Annotated in this window: 19 protein-coding genes and 1 pseudogene; 5 read left to right on the top strand and 15 right to left on the bottom strand. The window is 49.3% G+C overall.

The genetic code is table 11. From position 1 onward, the window contains the following. Nucleotides 1-199 precede the first annotated feature (199 nt). Nucleotides 200-1,138 (top strand): flavin reductase, encoded by a 939-nt coding sequence (locus tag ACQUQM_RS05865; RefSeq protein WP_432473553.1) that lies wholly within the window; start codon nucleotides 200-202, stop codon nucleotides 1,136-1,138. A gap of 395 nt (nucleotides 1,139-1,533) precedes the next feature. Here the strand turns inward: ACQUQM_RS05865 and ACQUQM_RS05860 are convergent, their stop codons facing one another. The 6 genes from ACQUQM_RS05860 to hpaH all read right to left on the bottom strand — a co-directional run bounded on the left by ACQUQM_RS05860 (nucleotide 1,534) and on the right by hpaH (nucleotide 6,765). Continuing rightward, the gene (locus ACQUQM_RS05860) at nucleotides 1,534-1,920 is read right to left on the bottom strand and encodes a 5-carboxymethyl-2-hydroxymuconate Delta-isomerase (RefSeq protein WP_432473552.1); all 387 of its coding nucleotides are present in this window, start codon (nucleotides 1,918-1,920) and stop codon (nucleotides 1,534-1,536) included. Nucleotides 1,921-2,059: 139 nt separating this feature from the next. Continuing rightward, nucleotides 2,060-3,583, bottom strand: coding sequence for a 5-carboxymethyl-2-hydroxymuconate semialdehyde dehydrogenase (hpaE, locus tag ACQUQM_RS05855; protein ID WP_432473551.1), 1,524 nt, complete (start codon nucleotides 3,581-3,583; stop codon nucleotides 2,060-2,062). 13 nt (nucleotides 3,584-3,596) lie between these two features. Further along, nucleotides 3,597-4,382: a fumarylacetoacetate hydrolase family protein gene (locus ACQUQM_RS05850; protein WP_432473550.1), complete on the bottom strand. Its 786-nt coding sequence runs from the start codon at nucleotides 4,380-4,382 to the stop codon at nucleotides 3,597-3,599. A 15-nt stretch (nucleotides 4,383-4,397) separates the two neighbouring features. After that, nucleotides 4,398-5,075, bottom strand: coding sequence for a fumarylacetoacetate hydrolase family protein (locus ACQUQM_RS05845; protein WP_432473549.1), 678 nt, complete (start codon nucleotides 5,073-5,075; stop codon nucleotides 4,398-4,400). A gap of 54 nt (nucleotides 5,076-5,129) precedes the next feature. Continuing rightward, nucleotides 5,130-5,948 (bottom strand): 4-hydroxy-2-oxoheptanedioate aldolase, encoded by an 819-nt coding sequence (hpaI, locus tag ACQUQM_RS05840; protein ID WP_432473548.1) that lies wholly within the window; start codon nucleotides 5,946-5,948, stop codon nucleotides 5,130-5,132. A 13-nt stretch (nucleotides 5,949-5,961) separates the two neighbouring features. After that, a complete protein-coding gene (hpaH, locus tag ACQUQM_RS05835; protein WP_432473547.1) occupies nucleotides 5,962-6,765 on the bottom strand; it encodes a 2-oxo-hept-4-ene-1,7-dioate hydratase in 804 nt (267 codons plus the stop codon). Between the two features lie 388 nt (nucleotides 6,766-7,153). On the opposite strand from hpaH, the gene hpaR reads away from it, so the two are divergent. From hpaR to ACQUQM_RS05815, 4 genes are all read left to right on the top strand, one after another. Next, nucleotides 7,154-7,576, top strand: a complete 423-nt coding sequence (gene hpaR, locus ACQUQM_RS05830; RefSeq protein WP_432473546.1) for a homoprotocatechuate degradation operon regulator HpaR — start codon at nucleotides 7,154-7,156, stop codon at nucleotides 7,574-7,576. 223 nt (nucleotides 7,577-7,799) lie between these two features. Then, on the top strand, nucleotides 7,800-8,651 hold the full coding sequence (hpaD, locus tag ACQUQM_RS05825) for a 3,4-dihydroxyphenylacetate 2,3-dioxygenase (protein ID WP_432473545.1): 852 nt from the start codon (nucleotides 7,800-7,802) through the stop codon (nucleotides 8,649-8,651). 46 nt (nucleotides 8,652-8,697) lie between these two features. Beyond that, nucleotides 8,698-9,114, top strand: coding sequence for a GlcG/HbpS family heme-binding protein (locus ACQUQM_RS05820; RefSeq protein WP_432473544.1), 417 nt, complete (start codon nucleotides 8,698-8,700; stop codon nucleotides 9,112-9,114). 185 nt (nucleotides 9,115-9,299) lie between these two features. Further along, nucleotides 9,300-10,511 carry a multidrug effflux MFS transporter gene (locus ACQUQM_RS05815; RefSeq protein WP_432473543.1) on the top strand — a complete coding sequence of 404 codons (1,212 nt, stop codon included), beginning with the start codon at nucleotides 9,300-9,302 and terminating at the stop codon, nucleotides 10,509-10,511. 8 nt (nucleotides 10,512-10,519) lie between these two features. On the opposite strand, the gene ACQUQM_RS05810 is transcribed toward ACQUQM_RS05815, so the two are convergent. The 9 genes and pseudogenes from ACQUQM_RS05810 to prpF form a co-directional block, all read right to left on the bottom strand. Continuing rightward, nucleotides 10,520-10,933 (bottom strand): GFA family protein, encoded by a 414-nt coding sequence (locus tag ACQUQM_RS05810; RefSeq protein ID WP_432473542.1) that lies wholly within the window; start codon nucleotides 10,931-10,933, stop codon nucleotides 10,520-10,522. A 78-nt stretch (nucleotides 10,934-11,011) separates the two neighbouring features. Next, complete coding sequence (locus ACQUQM_RS05805) at nucleotides 11,012-11,401, bottom strand: bleomycin resistance protein (protein WP_432473541.1); 390 nt, start codon at nucleotides 11,399-11,401, stop codon at nucleotides 11,012-11,014. Between the two features lie 72 nt (nucleotides 11,402-11,473). After that, on the bottom strand, nucleotides 11,474-12,001 hold the full coding sequence (locus tag ACQUQM_RS05800) for an RNA methyltransferase (RefSeq protein WP_432473540.1): 528 nt from the start codon (nucleotides 11,999-12,001) through the stop codon (nucleotides 11,474-11,476). Nucleotides 12,002-12,122: 121 nt separating this feature from the next. Beyond that, the gene (locus tag ACQUQM_RS05795) at nucleotides 12,123-13,295 is read right to left on the bottom strand and encodes a cation:proton antiporter (protein ID WP_432473539.1); all 1,173 of its coding nucleotides are present in this window, start codon (nucleotides 13,293-13,295) and stop codon (nucleotides 12,123-12,125) included. Nucleotides 13,296-13,458: 163 nt separating this feature from the next. Then, nucleotides 13,459-14,943, bottom strand: coding sequence for a bifunctional 2-methylcitrate dehydratase/aconitate hydratase (locus tag ACQUQM_RS05790; protein WP_432473538.1), 1,485 nt, complete (start codon nucleotides 14,941-14,943; stop codon nucleotides 13,459-13,461). Nucleotides 14,944-15,234: 291 nt separating this feature from the next. Beyond that, the gene (gene gltA / locus ACQUQM_RS05785; RefSeq protein ID WP_432473537.1) at nucleotides 15,235-16,530 is read right to left on the bottom strand and encodes a citrate synthase; all 1,296 of its coding nucleotides are present in this window, start codon (nucleotides 16,528-16,530) and stop codon (nucleotides 15,235-15,237) included. A 94-nt stretch (nucleotides 16,531-16,624) separates the two neighbouring features. Then, nucleotides 16,625-16,872, bottom strand: a pseudogene (locus ACQUQM_RS05780) (IS110 family transposase); the annotation flags it as partial. 135 nt (nucleotides 16,873-17,007) lie between these two features. After that, nucleotides 17,008-18,168, bottom strand: coding sequence for an IS30 family transposase (locus tag ACQUQM_RS05775; protein WP_432473536.1), 1,161 nt, complete (start codon nucleotides 18,166-18,168; stop codon nucleotides 17,008-17,010). Between the two features lie 295 nt (nucleotides 18,169-18,463). After that, nucleotides 18,464-19,642, bottom strand: a complete 1,179-nt coding sequence (gene prpF / locus ACQUQM_RS05770; RefSeq protein WP_432473535.1) for a 2-methylaconitate cis-trans isomerase PrpF — start codon at nucleotides 19,640-19,642, stop codon at nucleotides 18,464-18,466. Nucleotides 19,643-19,662 lie beyond the last annotated feature (20 nt).

Genomic DNA, 19,662 nt, shown 5'->3' with positions numbered 1-19,662 from the left:
CAAATAAGCATCACACAGTGTGCTCATATGCGATTTATAAGATGCATCAAACTATGAAAAGTACAATTAAAGCAATGAAAAATATATGTTAACTGACTGCTGTGAACCTATAATTAGTTAACATATGAAGTTTTGCGTAGCTTAGCGCAGACAAGCAGCATAATAATTAAAGCGACCCCTATTATTAAAGGTGACCTCCATGTCTCAGACAGAATTTGACCCTAAAGATTTCCGCCGTGCGCTATCTCAGTTTCCTACTGGTGTAACTGTTATCACAACTCTGGATGCTGAGGGTAACCCTGTTGGTGTAACTGCCAGCAGCTTCAACTCTGTGTCTATGGATCCGACACTGGTGCTGTGGAGTATCGATAAAGGCGCGCACAGTCTGAGCGCTTTTGAGAATGCAGAGCACTTTGCAGTTAACGTTCTGAGTCGCGACCAGGTTGCAACCTCAAACAACTTTGCCAGCCGGGGCGAAGATAAGTTCGCCAACGCAGAATATACAGCGGGCCTGGGCGACGCTCCGGTACTTAATGATTATGCTGCACAGTTTGAATGCAAAACCTGGGCAGTATACGAAGGTGGTGACCATCTGATTCTTGTTGGTGAAGTGCTGGACTATCGTTATAACGATGATGCTGAGCCTCTGGTTTTTGCCCGGGGTAGCTATGCAGTATCTGCTCAACATCCAGAGATGGTAAAGTCATCTGCACCTTGTACCGCCAATGAAGATGATTTTGTCGGTGACTACCTGCTTTACCTGTTGCGCGAATCTTACCAACTGTTCAGCGCTGACCTGTATCCGAAACTGATGCATGAATGCGGAGTTACACCTGAAGAGTGGCGCATCCTGGCACGCATGATCAGCTGCCCGGCGATAAAGATCAGCGACCTGGTAGGTATGGTTATGCAACCGGAAGCAGCCCTGCGCGAAACTGCCGACTTTATGACTGATAAAGGGCTGGTTGAATACCAGGACAAAAACACCCTGAGTGTGACCGATAAAGGCGCTCAAGTTGCAGCCCAGATGAAGAAACTGGCACAGTCTGAAGAAACAGCTCTGCTTAACCAACTCACTTCTGAGCAGTCCGCTCAACTTAAAGACAGCCTGAAGACCCTGATTGAAAAGCTTGGGTAACCCCTTCTTTCAGCTGGCGCCGCACTACTCCCCCTTTTATTTGGTAGTGCGGCTCCTCTCTTATTTCACACTATTTGACTCTTACCACCATACTGCTCGCCGACTGTCCTCAGCACACCCACTCTAGCAAAGCGATGTATCCTCCATCCTTTAAACATACAGCTTTCAGCACCGCAACACCTCGTTGCAAACGACCTCCAAAACAGCCCTCTTCATAGCCAAATTTACCGGCATTCAACGCCTGACATGATCGCTGAATATAAAAAAGCCGCAACAAGTAAACCTGCTGCGGCAAATACTATCGTGCAGATAGCAATTCAAGATCGTTGGTAGCATTGATCTGATAATTCAGTAGCCCACCAATAATAGGGCAATCAGTGCGCTGCTAAATCAGATTATTTGTCGGCCAGTTTCTGATGGATATTGTTCATCCGATAGTTACGTTCCGGGTGCAGTTCGATCATCTCGAAGCCGATGCTCATCCAGCGTTTATCAAAAATCGGCTTCAGGCATTCGGTGAACACTTCAAACACCTTATCTGAAGCAGCCTTAAGCACCTCAGGTTCACGCCCTGCGCCTACTTTCGCTGTAAGATGAACAAAGGTATTTTCAGGATCACCCTCACCGATACGGAAATGCTCGCAACGAACAGCACGGGTACGGATGCCTCCTATTGGAAAAACACCGGTACCGATCGCTGTCTCATTGAGCTTTTCGAACAGTGCAGGAATATCCAGATCATCATCAAGATTCGCAGAATATTCCATAATAAAATGTGGCATTCGACAGCTCCTCTATCTATGTTTTAGCTTCGACAGAAACAAAACCGTGGCCTGAACAAATATTGCCCGGCCACGGAATCAATCTAACGAATAGTTAGTTAAGGTGGTCGCAAACGAAAACCGTTTACGACCTATCTTTTTAGCGACCCAGTACAGGAACCCGGTGCAAGTCGTGAGCGATACACACGTTCTTGGTTTCCATGTAGAAGTCGAAACTCCAGTCACCACCGTCACGACCGATACCGGACATCTTCACACCACCAAAAGGTGAAGGCAGGTTACGGTTGTTCTCGGAGTTAACCCACAGCATACCGGCTTCAACTTTATCAGCCATACGCATTGCACGACCGGTGTTGCTAGTCCAGATATACCCAGCCAGACCGTAGATAGTGTCATTAGCCAGTTCAACTGCCTGCTCTTCAGTATCAAACTCAATCGCAGTCAGAACCGGACCAAAGATCTCTTCCTGAGCAATTCGCATCTGGTTTTTAGCTTCTACGAACAGGGTTGGAGTCACGTAGTTACCCGGACCCATTTCGTCACGCAGGGACTTACCACCAACAGCAATGGTCGCACCATCCTGCTTAGCAATGTCAAAGTAGCTGGTAACTTTGTCGTAGTGACCGGTGTGTACCAGAGGACCTACTTCAGTTTCAGGATCCAGAGAGTGACCAACCTTCAGGTTAGCAACACGCTCTTTCAGGGCAGCCAGGAACTTATCCTTGATACCGCTCTGTACCAGCAGACGGCTGGAGCTGGTGCAACGCTGACCGTTCAGGCTGTAGATCATGAATACAACAGCATCCAGGGCACGATCGAAGTCGGCATCATCGAATACGATAACCGGGTTTTTACCACCCAGCTCCAGGTGCAAACGCTTCAGTGTAGAAGCGGTCTGAGCCTGAATCAGCTTACCGGTAGCAGAATCACCAACCAGTGCTACCGCTTTAATCGCAGGATGCTCAGTCAGCGCCTTACCAGCAACGGTACCGAAACCGTTAACCATGTTCCAGACACCTTTTGGCAGACCAGCAGCCTCAGCACACTCAGCCAGAATAGCTCCAGTCAGCGGGCTCAACTCAGCAGGCTTATGCACTACAGTACAACCTGCTGCCAGGGCTGGCGCAATCTTCCAGGTAGACAGCATGAACGGCGTGTTCCACGGCGTAATTACAGCTACCGGGCCGATTGGGTTACGCACGGTGTAGTTAGTGTGCTCTGCCTGATGCAAAGACAGACCGTTACGGGCTTCCGGCGCCTGATCAGCAAAGAAACGGAAGTTAGCAGCACCGCGAACCGCAGCCTGGCGCATAAAGCGCAGTGGCTGACCACAGTCCATAGACTCGACCATAGCGATCTCTTCAGCACGTTTTTCCAGCTCATCGCCAAGACGGTGCAGGATCTTTTTACGCTCAGCACCCGGCGTTGCAGCCCAATCAGCGGCAGCCGCAGCCGCAGCTTCACAAGCCGCATTAACGTCTTCAGCAGTCGCTGCTACAACCTTACCCAGGTAACCCTGATCAGTCGGTGAGGTATTGTCAAAAGTGTTACCTTCTGTACCCTGCGTCCACTCACCGTTGATGAAAAGTCCCAGTGGACTTTCCTTAAAACGTGCCAGGTAGCCTTCGGCTTTTTCAATATTCTGTTTCAGTTGTTCGCTCATAGCTTCATTCACCTCAATACTTATCGCCGTAGAACTGCTGTTCAGACACGATATAGGTTGTCAGGGCACCGATCTTTTCGATCTCGCAAACTACGGTATCACCAGGTTGCATATCTTTCAGGCCTTCAGGCGTACCGGTTGCAATCATATCGCCTGGCTTCAGGGTCATGATCTTACTCAGGTATTCAACCAGGAATGGCACATCGAAAATGATATCGGCAGTTGTTCCGTCCTGAGTCAGCTCACCATTTACATGGGTAGTTACTTTCAGGTTAGAGATATCACCTACATCTTCCTTATCAATCAGCCATGGACCGATAGGCAGCAGAGAATCCCGGCTCTTAACCCTCAGGTTAGGACGGTAGTAATTTTCCAGATAATCACGAATTGCAAAGTCGTTACAAACTGTGTAACCGGCGATGTAATCCATCGCATCTTCGCGGGAGATGTTCTTACCTTCTTTACCGATTACGGCAACCAGCTCACATTCGTAATGCTGGAATTTAATGTTATCCGGACGGTAAGCGTTCTGTTTGTTACCTGTCAGAGTGTTAGAACCCTTCAGGAATACCAGCGGCTCTTTTGGTGGCTCAAATGCCAGCTCTCGAGCGTGATCTGCATAGTTCAGACCCAGCGCAAAAATAGTTCCCGGCTCTTTAATCGGGCTCAGCCAGGTTACATCGGCTTCATTGATCAGCTGACCGTCAGCTTTTGACTTCAGCTGACCCGTCTCGGCAAAAGAGTCTTCAACGGTAACATCCAGTTCGGAGCCATTAAAAAGTACGCGTGCGTGTTTCATTCTATTATGCTCCTGTTATTGACCCAGCTGATTATTCAGTTCACAAAGCCCTGTACTAGCAGTACCTGCGATTGCAGAGCTTACTTTGTCGCCTTGCTTAACTGGCGCGCGCTGGCCTGGGAAACCGATAGCGATCACATCACCTGGCTGCAGGGTCATGATGTAAGAGATAGTGCTGATCAGCTCAGCAACACCGCGCACCATCTGAGATACAGGCGTTTCATTAACAGTCTCACCATTAATCTGGGTAACAACCGTCAGCGCTTGAGGATCCTGAACATCTGAAGCTGGTACAACAGCAGCACCGACTGGGGCGCTGGTATCAAGACATTTACCTTTGATATCCGGGCGGTAATAGCTCTTTTCAGGCAGGGAGAAGTCATGAACCAGCGTATAACCATCCACATAGTTCAGCGCTTCTTCCTGGCTGACACGGCAGCACTCCTGACCAAATACAACAGCCAGAGACGCACCTACAACCATGCTTTGTGCTGCCTGACCTTCAGTCACAGCCCACTCAACTTCAGCACCATCAGTGCTCCAGGTGTTGTGCGGTTTGAAATACAGTACTGGCTGAGTTGGCGCACTCTTATAAGGTGCTTCACTGAATTCAGCCTGCATAGCGTTAAACTGCTCTGAATCATTCAGCGCAACACACACCAGCTTACCTTTAACGATTGGATTTTTAGTCATATCAAAACCTACTAAACTAGAATCTTCTGAGCGCCGGTTAACAGCGCCCCAAAATTAATATCCGCTGGACTGAGATGCCTCAGCACCCTCTTGTGATGAAGAGCCACCAGCCTTAAAACTTTCTGCCAACTGCCTGGCTGCATTACCCAGCAATAACGTATCCACACCGATGCCAACAAACTTAGCGCCTTTGGCAACATAATTATGAGCTTTAGCCGGGTTTATACAGAGCAGTCCTGCCGCCTTACCTGCATCGTTGATAACCTGCAGGCCATTTTCTATCGCTGCAACTACTTCAGGATGATCCGGGTTACCGATATGCCCCATCGATGCTGACAGATCTGAAGGTCCGATAAATACAGCATCAACTCCGTCAACCGCGGCAATTTCTGCCAGGTTTTCCATCGCAGTAACCGTTTCAGCCTGAACGATAAGACAGATCTCATCATTGGCTTTCTGCAGATAACCCGGAATTCGATTCCAGTTCGCCGCACGAGCCAGCGAGCTACCCAGACCACGGACTCCCTGCGGTGGATACTTAACAGCCTTAACCAGCTCTTCAGCCTGAGCCGCAGTATCACACATAGGTACCAGTACTGTCTGAGCACCAATATCCAGTAAACGTTTCAGCAGCGCGGTGCGACCTTCTTCAGGACGCACAATTGCAGGCACACCATAAGGGGCAATCGCCTGCAGATGGCGCATAGTAGAGTCCAGTTCGAACGGAGCGTGCTCACTATCGATCAGTAACCAGTCAAAACCGGCACCAGCGACAATCTCAGCACAGCTTGAATCCGGCAGACCCAACCACAGACCCCATAAAGGCTGATCGCCTTTCAGGCCCTGCTTGAATTTATTAATTGGAAGTTCCATAACTGAATCTCCGTTATACAAACTTAACCGAGATACCACCCAGCGGGCCGTAATCCGCATGCACAGTATCGCCGGCCTTAACGGGTACAGGACGGGTAAATGAACCTGCCAGAATCACCTGACCCGGCTCCAACGCTACACCGTGTGGCGCAAAGCGCTTGCATACCCAGCAGATGCCGTTGGCCGGATGACCCAGTACGCCAGCCGCAACACCGGTTTCTTCGATCTGACCGTTAAGGTACAACAAAGCACCCGCCCAACGCAGATCCATTTCCATCGGTTTAATCGGGCGACCACCCAGGATAATACCGGCGTTAGCTGCGTTATCAGAGATAGTATCCAGCACTTTACGTTGGTAACCGGTTTCAGGATCGGTACGGTGACAACGCGCCGCAATCAGTTCAAGTGAAGGAATAACGTAGTCAGTAGCATTCAGTACGTCAAAGATAGTGATGTTTTCACCTTCCAGACGATCTTTCAGAACAAACGCCAGTTCAACTTCGATACGTGGATCCAGAAAATCAGAAACATTGATTTCGGCGCCATCGGCAAAGAACATATCATCCAGCAGCACACCGTAATCTGGCTGATCGATATTTACCGCCATCTGCATCGCGCGAGACGTCAGACCGATCTTATAACCACGCACTGAAGCACCTTCAGCAATCTTACGATCAACCCAACTCTTCTGGATCTTATAGGCATCATCCATCGTCATTTCACTATGCTCAAGGGTGAGCGCTGGAATCTGCTTACGTTCTTTTTCCGCCTTGTACAGACGGTCTGATGCGGATTGTATCTGTTCCGGAGTTAACATAAATATCCTCGTTTATAACTTCGGCTGGCCGGAAAAGCTTGCCATTTCAAAGCATGTAAATTACCAATGAACGCAACATAAGTAACATGTTAATCACAATATACTTAATATATTAATGAGTTTCCAGCTTTTATTTCATCCTTCTTTACATTAACAGCCTTACGTACAGGGAATGACAGCCAAACGAAACCCTGAATTCACCTCCGAACTTCCTCCGCCTTCCCATGAAGTTGCGAACAAGTTATTCGTATTTCTCTTGTTATAAAGCCCCAACGAAGACACTGAATCTAGTTACAGCTTTATATAGCATGCATCCAAAAGACTCTTTTCACTTGCATATATTCTCCTGAGTCGTAACAATTGGCTCATCGAAACAGAGAAATTTATAATGCGCGAATTCGAAGATTCCCTTCCCCTTCAGCTACTTAAAGCCCGTGAAGCCTCAATGCTGTTTTTCCGTCCGTTACTCCAGGAAAACAACATTACCGAGCAGCAATGGCGAGTTCTTCGAGCTCTTTCAGCCTACGGGGAACTTGAATTCAAACAGCTGGCCAAGAACTGCTGCATCCTCAGCCCGAGCCTGACCGGGATAGTCAAGCGGCTGGAACAGCAAGGCTATATTAAGCGCCGCAAGTCCGAAGAAGATCAGCGCCGCACTCTGCTTACCCTCACCGATCAGTCGCATGATCTGTTCGCACGGATCAATCATGAGGTTGATGCCCGTTATGATGATTTCATCAAACACTTCAGTGCAGAAAAGTTGAAAAAGCTTTCTGAACTACTCAAAGAGCTGTCTGCACTGACCCCCTGATGCCCTCTTGATGCCAATATTTGCGGGGTTAAATCCTTTACTTTGTTTAATGCTATAACTGGCCTGAAAAGAAAAACCCCTTGACATTAGATAACATGTTAAATAATGTTTCAGTCATAATTAATATGTTAAGTATACAGCTTGCTGCTGACAAAGCCTGAAGGTAACGGACTAGCCGCCAGCCCAATGGCATATACTAAAATAATATAGATGAGGTTCCACAATGGGAAAAATCGTACTGGCTGCGAAAATCACGCACGTACCAACCATGCTACTGTCTGAGCAACCGGGCCGCCTCGAAGGCAGCCGTCAGCAAGCAATCGATGGCCACAAAGAGATCGCCCGTCGTGCTCGCGAAGCTGGTGCAGATACTGTGGTTGTACTGGATACCCACTGGCTGGTTAACAATGGCTACCATGTTAACTCCAATGGTCATTTTAAGGGCAACTATACCAGTCACGAATTCCCACACTTTATCCAGAACATGGAATATGAGTATAACGGTAACCCTGAACTGGGTGACCTGATTGCCGAGAAAGCGACTGAAAAAGGCGTTTACACACTGTCCCACCAGCTGGATTCTCTGGATCTCGAGTACGGCACCCTGGTACCGATGCGGTATATGAACCCAGAATCAGACCTGAAAGTAGTATCCGTCGCTGGCTGGTGCACCGTACACAGTCTGGAATCCTCTCGCATTCTTGGCGAGGCGATCCGTGAAGCGATCGAAGCCAGTGACAGTAACGTAATGCTGCTGGCGTCGGGCTCCCTGTCTCACCGAATCTGGGACAACGATGACTATGAAGCGAACAACGGTACTTTCACTATCTCCCGTGAATTCAACCGTCAGGTTGACCTGCGGGTACTGGACCTGTGGCAACAGGGCGAAATCGGCACCTTCCTGAAGATGCTGCCTGATTACTCTGATCACTGCTCTGGCGAAGGCGGTATGCATGATACAGCAATGTTGTTCGGCGCTTTAGGCTGGGACAAGTACGAAGGCAAAGGCGAAATAATCGGCGAGTACTTCCCAAGCTCTGGTACGGGTCAGGTTAACGTTGTGTTTAGCCTCTGATTAATCCTCTCTGATAAGAAGCCCCGTAAGGGGCTTCTCTTTTATTATGATCAAACAACTCAATCTAGACTGGCAGACCGCCAGCACTTTGTGTCTTGCAGCCTGCAACTATGCTGCCGAACAAAACCTGTCTATCTGTGTCTGGGTACTTGACCGGCATGGTAACCCACTCGCGATGCAGCGCCATAATGAAGCCCCGCTTGCTTCCACCGAGATCGCCCGCAGAAAAGCCTGGACCGCAGTAAGTTTCGGTTTTCCTACGGATCAGTGGCCGCAACGCTTGAAGGATCAACCCTATCTGCTAAACAGCCTTTCCCAACAAACCGATATGGCGATGTTTGGCGGCGGGCTACCGATACTATCGGAAAGCCAGCTGGTTGGTGCTATTGGTGTTTCAGGCGCTTCTGAGCAGCAGGATATGCAATGCGCGCAAAACGCGCTCAGCAGCTTACAGTTAATCTAAAGCTTGGCTGTAAATCTGTACCAGGTTGCCTCGTCTGACTACCCGCTATACCGGTTTAGGGATAGCGACCCTGATCGTGACGAGTTAGGCTATGTTCGCAGGGATAAGTTTGGCCTAACCAGATACTGACCGGCCATTCTCAGGTATCAGTGCGCAGCAGACAACTGTTGCCAAATAGGACAGTGATGAAGCCAGCGACTACAGATATCAGATCCACAACAACTCCGGTGCCACTACTGGCCGCAATGGCCGTGGCCAGTCCCGTGGCTCTGAATATATTTGCGCCGATCATGCCGGAGCTGGCCGTTAAATTTAATACCAGCCCATTCACCATTCAGCTGGGATTTACTCTCTACTTACTTACACTGGCGATTGGCCAGCTTATTAGTGGCCCATTGGCCGATCGTTACGGTCGCCGCCCGGTATTGCTCTGGGGAATTATGCTGCACATTGCCGGTTGCTTACTGGGGGCGATGGCGGTTGAAGTCTGGCAACTGTTACTGGCGCGGATACTGCAGGCAGCCGGAGGCTGTACCGGTATGCTGCTGGCGCGCAGTATTGTTCTTGATCAACACGGTAAAGACCAGGCCGCCGGTATGCTGGGTTATATCACTTTAGGCATTGCCACCGCGCAGGCACTGGCCCCTACTCTCGGGGGATATCTGAATCTGACTGTAGGCTGGCAGGGAGTATTCTGGTTATCCATGGTACTGGGTACCGGAGTATGGATAGGTGCTCTGTTTCGCCTGCCTGAAACAGCCGAAAAACCTAAGGATAGCCAAGGTTTTCTGCAAAGTTTCAGCCGCTTTAATACCGTACTCTCATCACCCAGTTACATCTGGTATGCCCTCTCCAGTACGATGATCGCCTGTGGCTTCTTTAGCTTTATTTCAAGCGTTCCCTTTGTGGTGACTGAATACCTGCAGGGCGATTCTGCCGATTATGGTAACTGGTTCCTGCTGGTAGCGGGTGGTTTCTGGCTCGGTAGCTTAACAGCCGGTAAAGTATCATCCAAATTCGGAACCAGCCGCATGATGGTACTGGGTTATATTCTCTCCGGCAGTGGCTCACTACTTATGCTGGGAATGTTCCTGTCAGATTCCGTCAGTTATACAGGCCTGTTTCTACCGATGGCTTTCTTTACATTTGGCCGGGGCCTCAGTCAACCCAGCGCCCAGGCAGCAGCAATCAACTCGACAACAGGCGCTGTCGCCACTGCCACCGGTATGCTGGGGTTCTTTCAGCTTCTTATCGGCTCATTAATGGCGCAGCTGACCCCACTGTTGATGGCATTTAATTTGATCTTTCTACCACTGGTACTTTTTATTGTCGTTGCACTGGCCGTTTTTTGTATGAAACAGGGAGACAGGCAGAATAAAGCCGGTCAAAACTGCTAAGAAATCGGCTAAGAAAAGGCTGCAAACACCTCTGCACCGGTCATATTTTTAGTTTCATTGGCAAAGCGATAATATTCGGGTTTCTCATCGATAAAAACCTGGTGATCGAATACCAGGCCCTCAATATTAAATAACCCCACCGGCATAATATATTGCTGGCTCTGCTTCAGACGATAAAACAGGTGCGTACCGCAGTTAGCACAGAAGCCCCGCTCAGCCCATTCCGACGAATCATAAACAGTGACTCCGTCAATCGGAGTCAGCACGACGTCTGTACCGCAATCTATCGCCAGCAGAGGCCCGCCGCCCCACTTTCTGCACATACTACAGTGACAAGCCCCAACACTTCGAACGGTGCTATTTACCACGACGGAAACAGCGCCGCAAAGGCAACCCGTCGTTAACTGATTCGATGCTGACATAACTCACTCCCTGGGAACCGTATATTAAGGCCGATTAACGGACTATAAATTACTACTTAAACAACAGCTTTCGCAGCACTATTGCTCCTGACCAAAACTTAACAGATGGCCATCCGGATCCTGCATGCTGAACTCATTCATGCCGTAAAAGGTAACTTCGAGCGTACTCACCTGATAATCCGCGTCTTGCAATGACTGATACAGCGCCACTACATCGTCCGGATAAAAATAAAAAATTGCTGGCCAGTTGGCATCTCTATGGGGATTCACTCCCACATCAAGGCGAGGTCCCGCCCCGGTCTGCGACAACATCAGCTCGACATGACCCTGCCGGATCAGACACCAGTGCCATTCCTCCAGCGCGTCCTCCGGGCTGATCATCTCGAAGCCTAAAGCATCACAATAAAATCTAAGACTTGCCTGAATGTCAGACACATTCAACATTGGAACTAACTGCTTCAGTTTCATGATACCTCCTTAAAACGGTTTACCAGTGCAACCAGTATAGGTAAGTATCACTATGAACAAACATCGATCCATCTAAGAGTTTTCTTCAACTTCCTTTTTTACAACCACCCGATTATTGATATCCCGGCTTTGTCGAATCAGATCATCACCGGAAATTGTGCTGACCGACTTTGCCAACCGGTCATAAAGCACAACATTGACCGAAGCTGCCAGGTTCATGCAACCAACGGTAGGCACATAAACCACAGCATCAGCGCGGTCGATAACCTGCTGACTGATGGTGCCATCTTCCGGACCAAAGATATAAAAGGCGTGATCAGGATGCTTAAACTCCGGTAAAGGTATCGCACCTTCCACAAGATCAACGCAGATAATCTTTGCACCTTCAGGTACCTGCTGTAGCAGGCAGTCAGCACCGGTAAGTGGGATATCACGGGATCTGTCTTTGGTATCCGTGTGAAATTTTGCCGCCCGGGCGTAACGCTCGCCGGTATAGTAAACAGCGTCAGCCCGGTAACAACCGGCCGCTCGCATTACTGAACCAATATTGGATGGACTTTTAGGATTAGTAAGCCCGATTATTACTTTTGAATCTTTCATCTGCTCTCTTAAATCAGCTTAATTCAGCCCCTAATTACAATATCTGCAAGGGACTCGCGTACAGAAAAATGCGCTAGCTGAATTTACCCCGACTGCCGGATACTAACAAGCTAATACAGGATCAACGCCCCGGATTATCAGCTTTATTGAGCGATAAACGGGTAAACACCGGCCCTACAATCTCAAACAGAATAGTCGCACTGATAATCAGTGGCAGTATTAATTGCCGATATTCAGGAAACTGGTGGGCAGCAACCAGCGCCATACCTATGGCAACACCAGCCTGAGGCAACAGCGCCAGACCGATCCATTGCCGGGTTACTGAATCAGCCCCGCTCAGTCGGGCACCGATATTCGCACCGACAATCTTCCCCAGACTACGGCTTATCAGGAAAATAATAACTATCCCCCCAATAGAGCTCAGCGCTGAAAATTCCAGTGAAGCCCCAGCCAAGACAAAAAAGATCACCATAAATGGTGATTCAATCCCTTCAATAGCATGGAATGGGTAATCATGGTGGCGCGCCAGATTGGCAATCAAAGCTCCCATCACCATCGTGGCAATGAGATACGAAACCTGCAGCCATATCGCGAGTCCGCCGCAGATGAAGACCAATGCCAATGCCTCGATCAGGATCGGTTGACCCGGCTTTACTCTCCCGGTCAGATACGCTGCAGGCACACCGATTATCAGCCCTAATAAAACTGCACCAATAATTTCGCGACCGACTATAGCCAGATAGGAACTCTCTGCGGCGGCGCCATTTAAAGAGCTGACCAGCGCCATACCAAAACCAAACAACACCAGCGCCCAGACATCATCTATCGCAACAACAGAAAGCAACAAGGTACTGAAACGCCCTTTTGTACCACTCTCCTCAATGACATCCAGAATAGGCGCCGGCGCTGTGGCAGCGGCAATGCAGCCAAGCAGCACCGCGATCTCCACCGCGATGCCAAACAGCAAGAGGGCAATACAAACCAGCACTGCGGTCAATAATGCTGCGCATAACGAGATCCAGAAAACATCTCCGGCCGACTCCCTGAGTGAATCCCGGGTCAGCTTCCCGCCCAGCAGAAACCCCACCATCAGCAATGTCATATCGGTAATTATTTCAAACCGGTCGGAGAAAAGCTGCGGTATTAAATTAAGGGCCTCGGGCCCGATTATGGCGCCAAAAATAAGCAGAAAGGTCACCCGGGGCAGAAAAGTACGCTGCGCCAGCGTCGACGTCAGCAGACCCAACATCAGTATTCCGCCAATGGTGAGTAGAAACTCTGCAGATGACTCCATTTCTATTCCCGAATCCAGTCCCCTTCATTAACTTCTAGCAACAGATCGGTTGATTAGCGAATCGACAGATGTCGAGTTGGGTAATATCAGCATACAGACAAACCAGGAGCAAAAAGGCCCCATAAGCACTTATGAGTGCTCAAAACTAGCTGAGGAATACAAATCAGATCACAAACATATCCATAAATTCATTCACCGGCGTTGCTTCCAGCAACGCCTGGTCTTTGCACAGCTCGAAAATCTCAGTACAGCGGGCAGGCGGGAAACGGGTTGCCAGGTTTGCCTTAAACTTCTTCTCCAGCAGCGGAATTCCCTCAGCACGACGGCGACGATGACCTATCGGGTATTCAACAGCGACGTTTTTTGTTGAGGTTCCGTCTTTTAAGAAAACCTGAATCGCGTTAGCTATAGAACGTTTCGATGGATTGTAGTAATCATCACAGTACTGCTGTACTTCAACAACTTCCATCTTATCGCGCAGCTCGTCAATCAGCGGGTTAGCCACATGGAAGCTGTCCTCATACTGTTCAGCAACCAGACTACCGAAGATCAGCGGTACCGCAGTCATATACTGGAGACAATGGTCGCGGTCAGCGGCGTTAGCAAGAGCCCCCTCCTTGGATATGATACGTATGGCGGAATCGTGGGTTCGGATAACTATTCTATCGATGTCGTTAAGACGGTCTTTAACCTGCGGATGCAGGATAACAGCGGCTTCAGCAGCAGTCTGTGCATGGAACTCAGCAGGAAATGATATCTTGAACAGCACATTCTCCATCACGTAAGTCCCGTACGACTGAGGGAAGCTGAATTCTCGTTTATCGGCCGGTTTAATCTGCTGATCAGCGTTGGTCTTGCTGAAGCAAACATCATAAAAGCCCCACTGCCTGGCAGTCAGGACACCCGGAACACCCATCTCTCCGCGCATCGCCATATCAGCCAGACGAACAGCGCGGGAAGTTGCATCGCCTGCTGCCCAGGATTTGCGTGAGCCGGCATTCGGCGCATGCCGATAGGTTCGAAGAGAGGAACCATCAACCCAGGCCTGAGAAACAGCAGCCATGATCTCTTCACGGGAACCACCCATCAGCATAGTAACAACTGCAGTAGAGGCTACCCGCACCAGCAGGACGTGGCACAACCCCACCCGGTTAAAAGAGTTCTCAAGTGCAATAACACCCTGAATTTCATGTGCCATGATCATGCATTCCAGCACTTCACGCATAGTTAGCGGCTCATAACCTTTAGAAATACTCACCTGAGAGATGTAATCTGCGACCGCAAGAACCCCCCCAAGGTTATCCGAAGGATGCCCCCACTCCGCTGCCAGCCAGGTGTCGTTATAATCCAGCCAGCGGATGATACAGCCGATATCCCAGGCAGCTTTAACAGGATCCAGCCGGAACCGGGTACCAGGAACACGGGCCCCGTTTGGTACCACAGTACCTTCAGCTATCGGCCCCAGATGTTTAGTACACTCTGGAAATCTCAGTGCCAGCAGGCCACAACCCAGTGTATCCATCAGGCAGTTACGCGCTGTATCCAGTGCTTCTGAACTTTCAATTTGGTAATCCAGTACGTAGTCAGCGATGTCCTGAATGACCTGGTCGTAATCCGGACGCAGATTCATATCAACATTAACAGACATTTTGATACCTCCTGCTAACGTTTTTTGTCGTACTCTTATCCTAGCTTAGTGCTGATAAACCATTCAGTCCGGACTGATTTTGGCAGCTGAAACATACTGCTTCATCCCGCGTGGCATTCCGCCTTAAAATGACTAATTAAAGAAACCCTTATAAAAAAGCACGGTTAAATATCACCAACAAAAACGGCCTGATGATCAAAACTGTCCTGTTATGGAAAGTTCAAAGCCTGAATCCTGAAGCCTGAAACATTCGAATCAGCTTTTACGTCCGCCGTTTTTTCTGCAGCGTTGTTAACGCTTTGACATAGGCTTATATTCTCTTCTGGCCAGACCTTTATAAAGCTGTCTTGGACGACCGATCACCTGATCAGGATCGACGATCATCTCCTTCCACTGGGTTATCCAGCCGACACAGCGGGCCAGGGCGAACATCACCGTAAACATATTGGTTGGGATGCCCATGGCGCTTTCGATAATACCGGAATAGAAGTCTACGTTTGGGTATAGTTTGCGCTTGATGAAGTAGTCATCTTCCAGCGCTATACGTTCCAGTTCCATAGCTAGCTTGAAGCGTGGATCATCGTGCTTGTCCATAGCATCAAGTACTTTCTGAGCTTCCTTGCGCAGTACCGTCGCGCGTGGGTCATGACTGCGGTATACGCGGTGACCAAACCCCATCAGGCGAAAAGAGTCTTCAGGATCACGGGCTCTTTTTATAAATTGGGGTACCTTGTCAACACTGCCAATTTCTTCGAGCATACTAAGCACCGCTTCGTTGGCACCGCCATGCAAGGGTCCCCACAAAGCACCAATACCGGCGGAAATAGCCGCGAAGGGGTTGGCTCCGGTTGAGCCTGCCAGGCGAACAGTTGAAGTAGAGGCGTTTTGCTCATGATCAGCATGCAGAATGAGGATTTTATCCAGTGCTTTAGCGACTACCGGATCGACTTGATAGTCTTCACTGGGTACGCCAAATAGCATGCGTAGCAAGTTACTTGAATAGTCCAGACTGTTATCGGGATAGATAAAAGGCTGGCCGACTGAATGCTTATAACAAGCTGCAGCGATGGTTGGAATCTTGGCTAACAGGCGGATTGCCGAGATCTCGCGATGCTGCTGATTGTGGATATCCAGCGAATCATGATAAAAGGCCGAAAGAGCACCGACAACACCTACCATAATAGCCATCGGATGGGCATCCCGGCGAAAGCCATGATAGAAATTCAGTAGCTGCTCATGAACCATTGTATGTTTATTGATCAGGCCGTTAAAATCGTTCAGCTGTTGCTTGCTGGGTAGCTCTCCTTTCATCAATAGGTAGGCTGTTTCGGTAAAAGTGCTCTTCGCAGCTAATTGCTCAATTGGATAGCCGCGGTAGAGTAAGATGCCTTTTTCACCGTCGATGAAGGTAATGTTGCTGGTACAGGAGGCTGTTGCCTTAAAACCGGGATCGAGGGTGAACAGACCAAGCTCGCTGTAGAGGCTGCGAATATCAACGACAGGTGGCCCTTCAGTGCCCTGCTGAATTGCAAGTTTGAGTGTTTTTCCGTTGCGGTTGTCACAAATGGTGATGCTGTTATCTGACATGGCCGGCCCCCTTGTACGTTTATCGTGATTGATACCAGTAATGGCTGTGCCACCAATAAGCTTAGTTCACCTTAAGGAGGCTATAAGGTTAGGGAAAAGGAGCAACTGCAATAACAGGAATGATTTTGGCCTGATGCCCATGCTCCTGAGCATATCTCGACCGAAGTGTGAGCTGGCACAAGCTGCGAAAGCAACCAGAGACAGTTTCTGTTTGATCAGAAATTCAGCGAATTTAGTACGAGATAGTTCTTTTTTCTGTAATTCTTTACCTGAGGGCGATACGACAGAAACCTGAATGACTTTCTTTGCCAGATCGACGCCAATAGCATTAACTTCAGCCATGTGTGGATCCCTCTTTTTTTAGCGTTTGGTCGACACTAATCTTAGTGTCTCACTGGAGGGAGGAGTCCATACATTGCGTCGAAAGCGACCTTAAGCTGTGTTCAGGCTGCCTGATGGTCGCTTTGTGCTGTGATCTCAATGGGTCGTCGCAACACATGCATTAAATCTATCAGCCGGGGTTTCATAAGCCAAAGTTTTACGTGGTCGTTCATTCAGCTCTCTTGCGATCTTATTGAGTGTAGCCTGTGAATGAACCGACAAATTTGTGCCTTTTGGTAAGTACTGCCGCAATAACCGATTCGTGTTCTCGTTTGAGCCCCTCTGCCAGGGGCTATAGGGGTCGCAGAAATAGACCTGAATATCAGTCTCCAAAGTAAAGCGCTGATGCCCCTTCATTTCGGTGCCCCGATCCCACGTTAACGATTTGTAGAGCTCTTCTGGAAGCATTCTCGCCTGTTTGAGCAAGGCAGATACAACGGTATCAGTCTTCTTGTTAGCCAGCTTAAATAGCATGACGTAGCGCGAGTGGCGCTCCACCAACGTCGCAATGCAGCTATTATTTGAACCTTCTATTAGATCTCCCTCCCAATGCCCAGGAACCGCTCGATCCTCGACTGTGGCTGGCCTCTCACTGATTGAGATGGCTTTAGGTATGCTTCCCAAGCCATCTCTTTTTAAGCTGGAGTTTTTGGCACGACGAATGCTCCGTTTTGATCGGAGGTACTGTTGAAGCTCTTTTTTCAGTACCCCTCGCGCCTGAATGAAGAGACTGCGATATATGGTTTCGTGTGACACTTGGTTGCTCTCGTCGCCTGGATACTCCCGTTTTAGCCATCCGGCAATCTGCTCCGGCGACCACTTTCGCCGCAGTTTTGATTCGATCATACCGCTCAACTGGTGATTATTGGCTAGTTTACAGCTTTTAGGCCGACGTGCCTTATCCCATGTACTCTGGTCAGCCTTCGCCGCGCGGTAGTTATGAGAGCCTCCGTTGCGATTGATTTCTCGGCTGATCGTCGAGGGAGCTCGGCCTAGCTGAGAGGCTATGGCCCTTATCGATAAATTAGCAACGATTCCTCGGGATATCTCCTCACGCTCTGCGAGACTTAATGAGCGTGAGGATCTTATTCTCTCTGGAGGACGGATCCCTCCTGTGGGAGCCAGTTGCCCGTAGATCGAAGAGGATGAGCGATCAATTGAACGAGCGATAGACCATAAAGACTGTCCTGCTTTGTATCTATCCCATATCTCCGCCTTAAGTGAACTCGTGTACTTCAACCGGGTTCTTCTCGCCATATTTCATCACTCCATCTTTAGGCATAAGATAAAGTGTTGCGTCGATCAGTTGAACCCACAGGCGATAGCGGACTTTTACTCTTCTAAACTAATCCATAACACAAATAGCTTCCTCTTTAGTTAATAGCCCACATAAAAAAGGCCCCACACTTTCGCATGGGGCCTAAGGCGTGAAGTGAAGCAACAGGGCCTTGATAGGGAGGACCTGCCACCTGACTGCCACTTCGACATCGGTCGATCTACAGGGTAATTAAGCAATACCCTGCAGAATCAATTCATTTAAACAGTATGCTGATTAGAAGCAATCGCCGGGAATTCGTACCCAGCCTTCCATCAGGACACGGGCGCTTCGGCTCATAATCGCCTTAGTCGCGGTCCAGTCCTCACCAACAAGTTTCGCTTCAGCGCCTACTTTCAGCGTGCCGGACGGATGACCGAATGTTACCGCTGTACGCTCACCACCACCGGCAGCAAGGTTTATCAGTGTGCCCGGAATCGCAGCAGCGGTACCGATAGCAACCGCAGCAGTGCCCATCATGGCATGGTGTAACTTACCCATAGACAGGGCACGCACTACCAGATCGATATCATCAGTTGTTACCTGCTTACCACTGGAAGATACGTAATTCTGAGCCGGTGCACAGAACGCCACTTTCGGCGTGTGCTGGCGAGCTGCAGCTTCAGAAATATCGCTAATCAGTCCCATACGTACTGCGCCGTATGCACGGATGGTTTCGAAACGCTCCAGCGCAGCCGGATCACCGTTGATCGCTTCCTGCAACTCGGTACCGGTATAACCGATCTCATCAGCATTCAGGAATATAGTCGGGATACCGGCATTGATCATCGTCGCCTTGAAGGTACCAACACCCGGCACTTCCAGATCATCAACCAGGTTACCCGTCGGGAACATTGCAGCATCACCTGCAGCAGGATCCATAAACTCGACCTCGACCTCGGCCGCAGGGAAAGTTACGCCGTCCAGTTCAAAATCACCGGTTTCCTGTACTTCTCCATTGGTCATAGGCACATGGGCGATAATGGTCTTGGAAATATTCTTCTGCCAGATACGCACTGTACAGATACCGTTTTCGGGAATCCGGTCAGCATCCACCAGGCCACCGCTGATCGCGAATGCACCAACAGCGGCAGTCAGATTACCGCAGTTACCGCTCCAGTCGACAAAAGCCTTGTCGATAGCAACCTGACCAAACAGGTAATCTACATCGTGATCAGCAACGCTGCTCTTATCCAGAATAACGGTCTTACTGGTACTGGAGGTTGCACCACCCATACCGTCGGTTTGCTTACCATACGGATCAGGGCTGCCGATCACCCGCATTAAGATATTATCGCGGGCGGCACCCGGCTCCTGAGCCACTTCAGGCAGGTCCTGACGACGGAAAAATACACCCTTACTGGTGCCGCCACGGATATAAGTAGCTGGAATTTTAATCTGAGGTACGAAAGCCATAACATTTAATCCTGTATATC

It is taken from the genome of Amphritea sp. HPY (assembly GCF_050870985.1).
GTDB lineage: Bacteria > Pseudomonadota > Gammaproteobacteria > Pseudomonadales > Balneatricaceae > Amphritea.
Note: the sequence above shows the minus strand (reverse complement) of the source record. Positions and strands in the feature narration are given on the sequence as shown.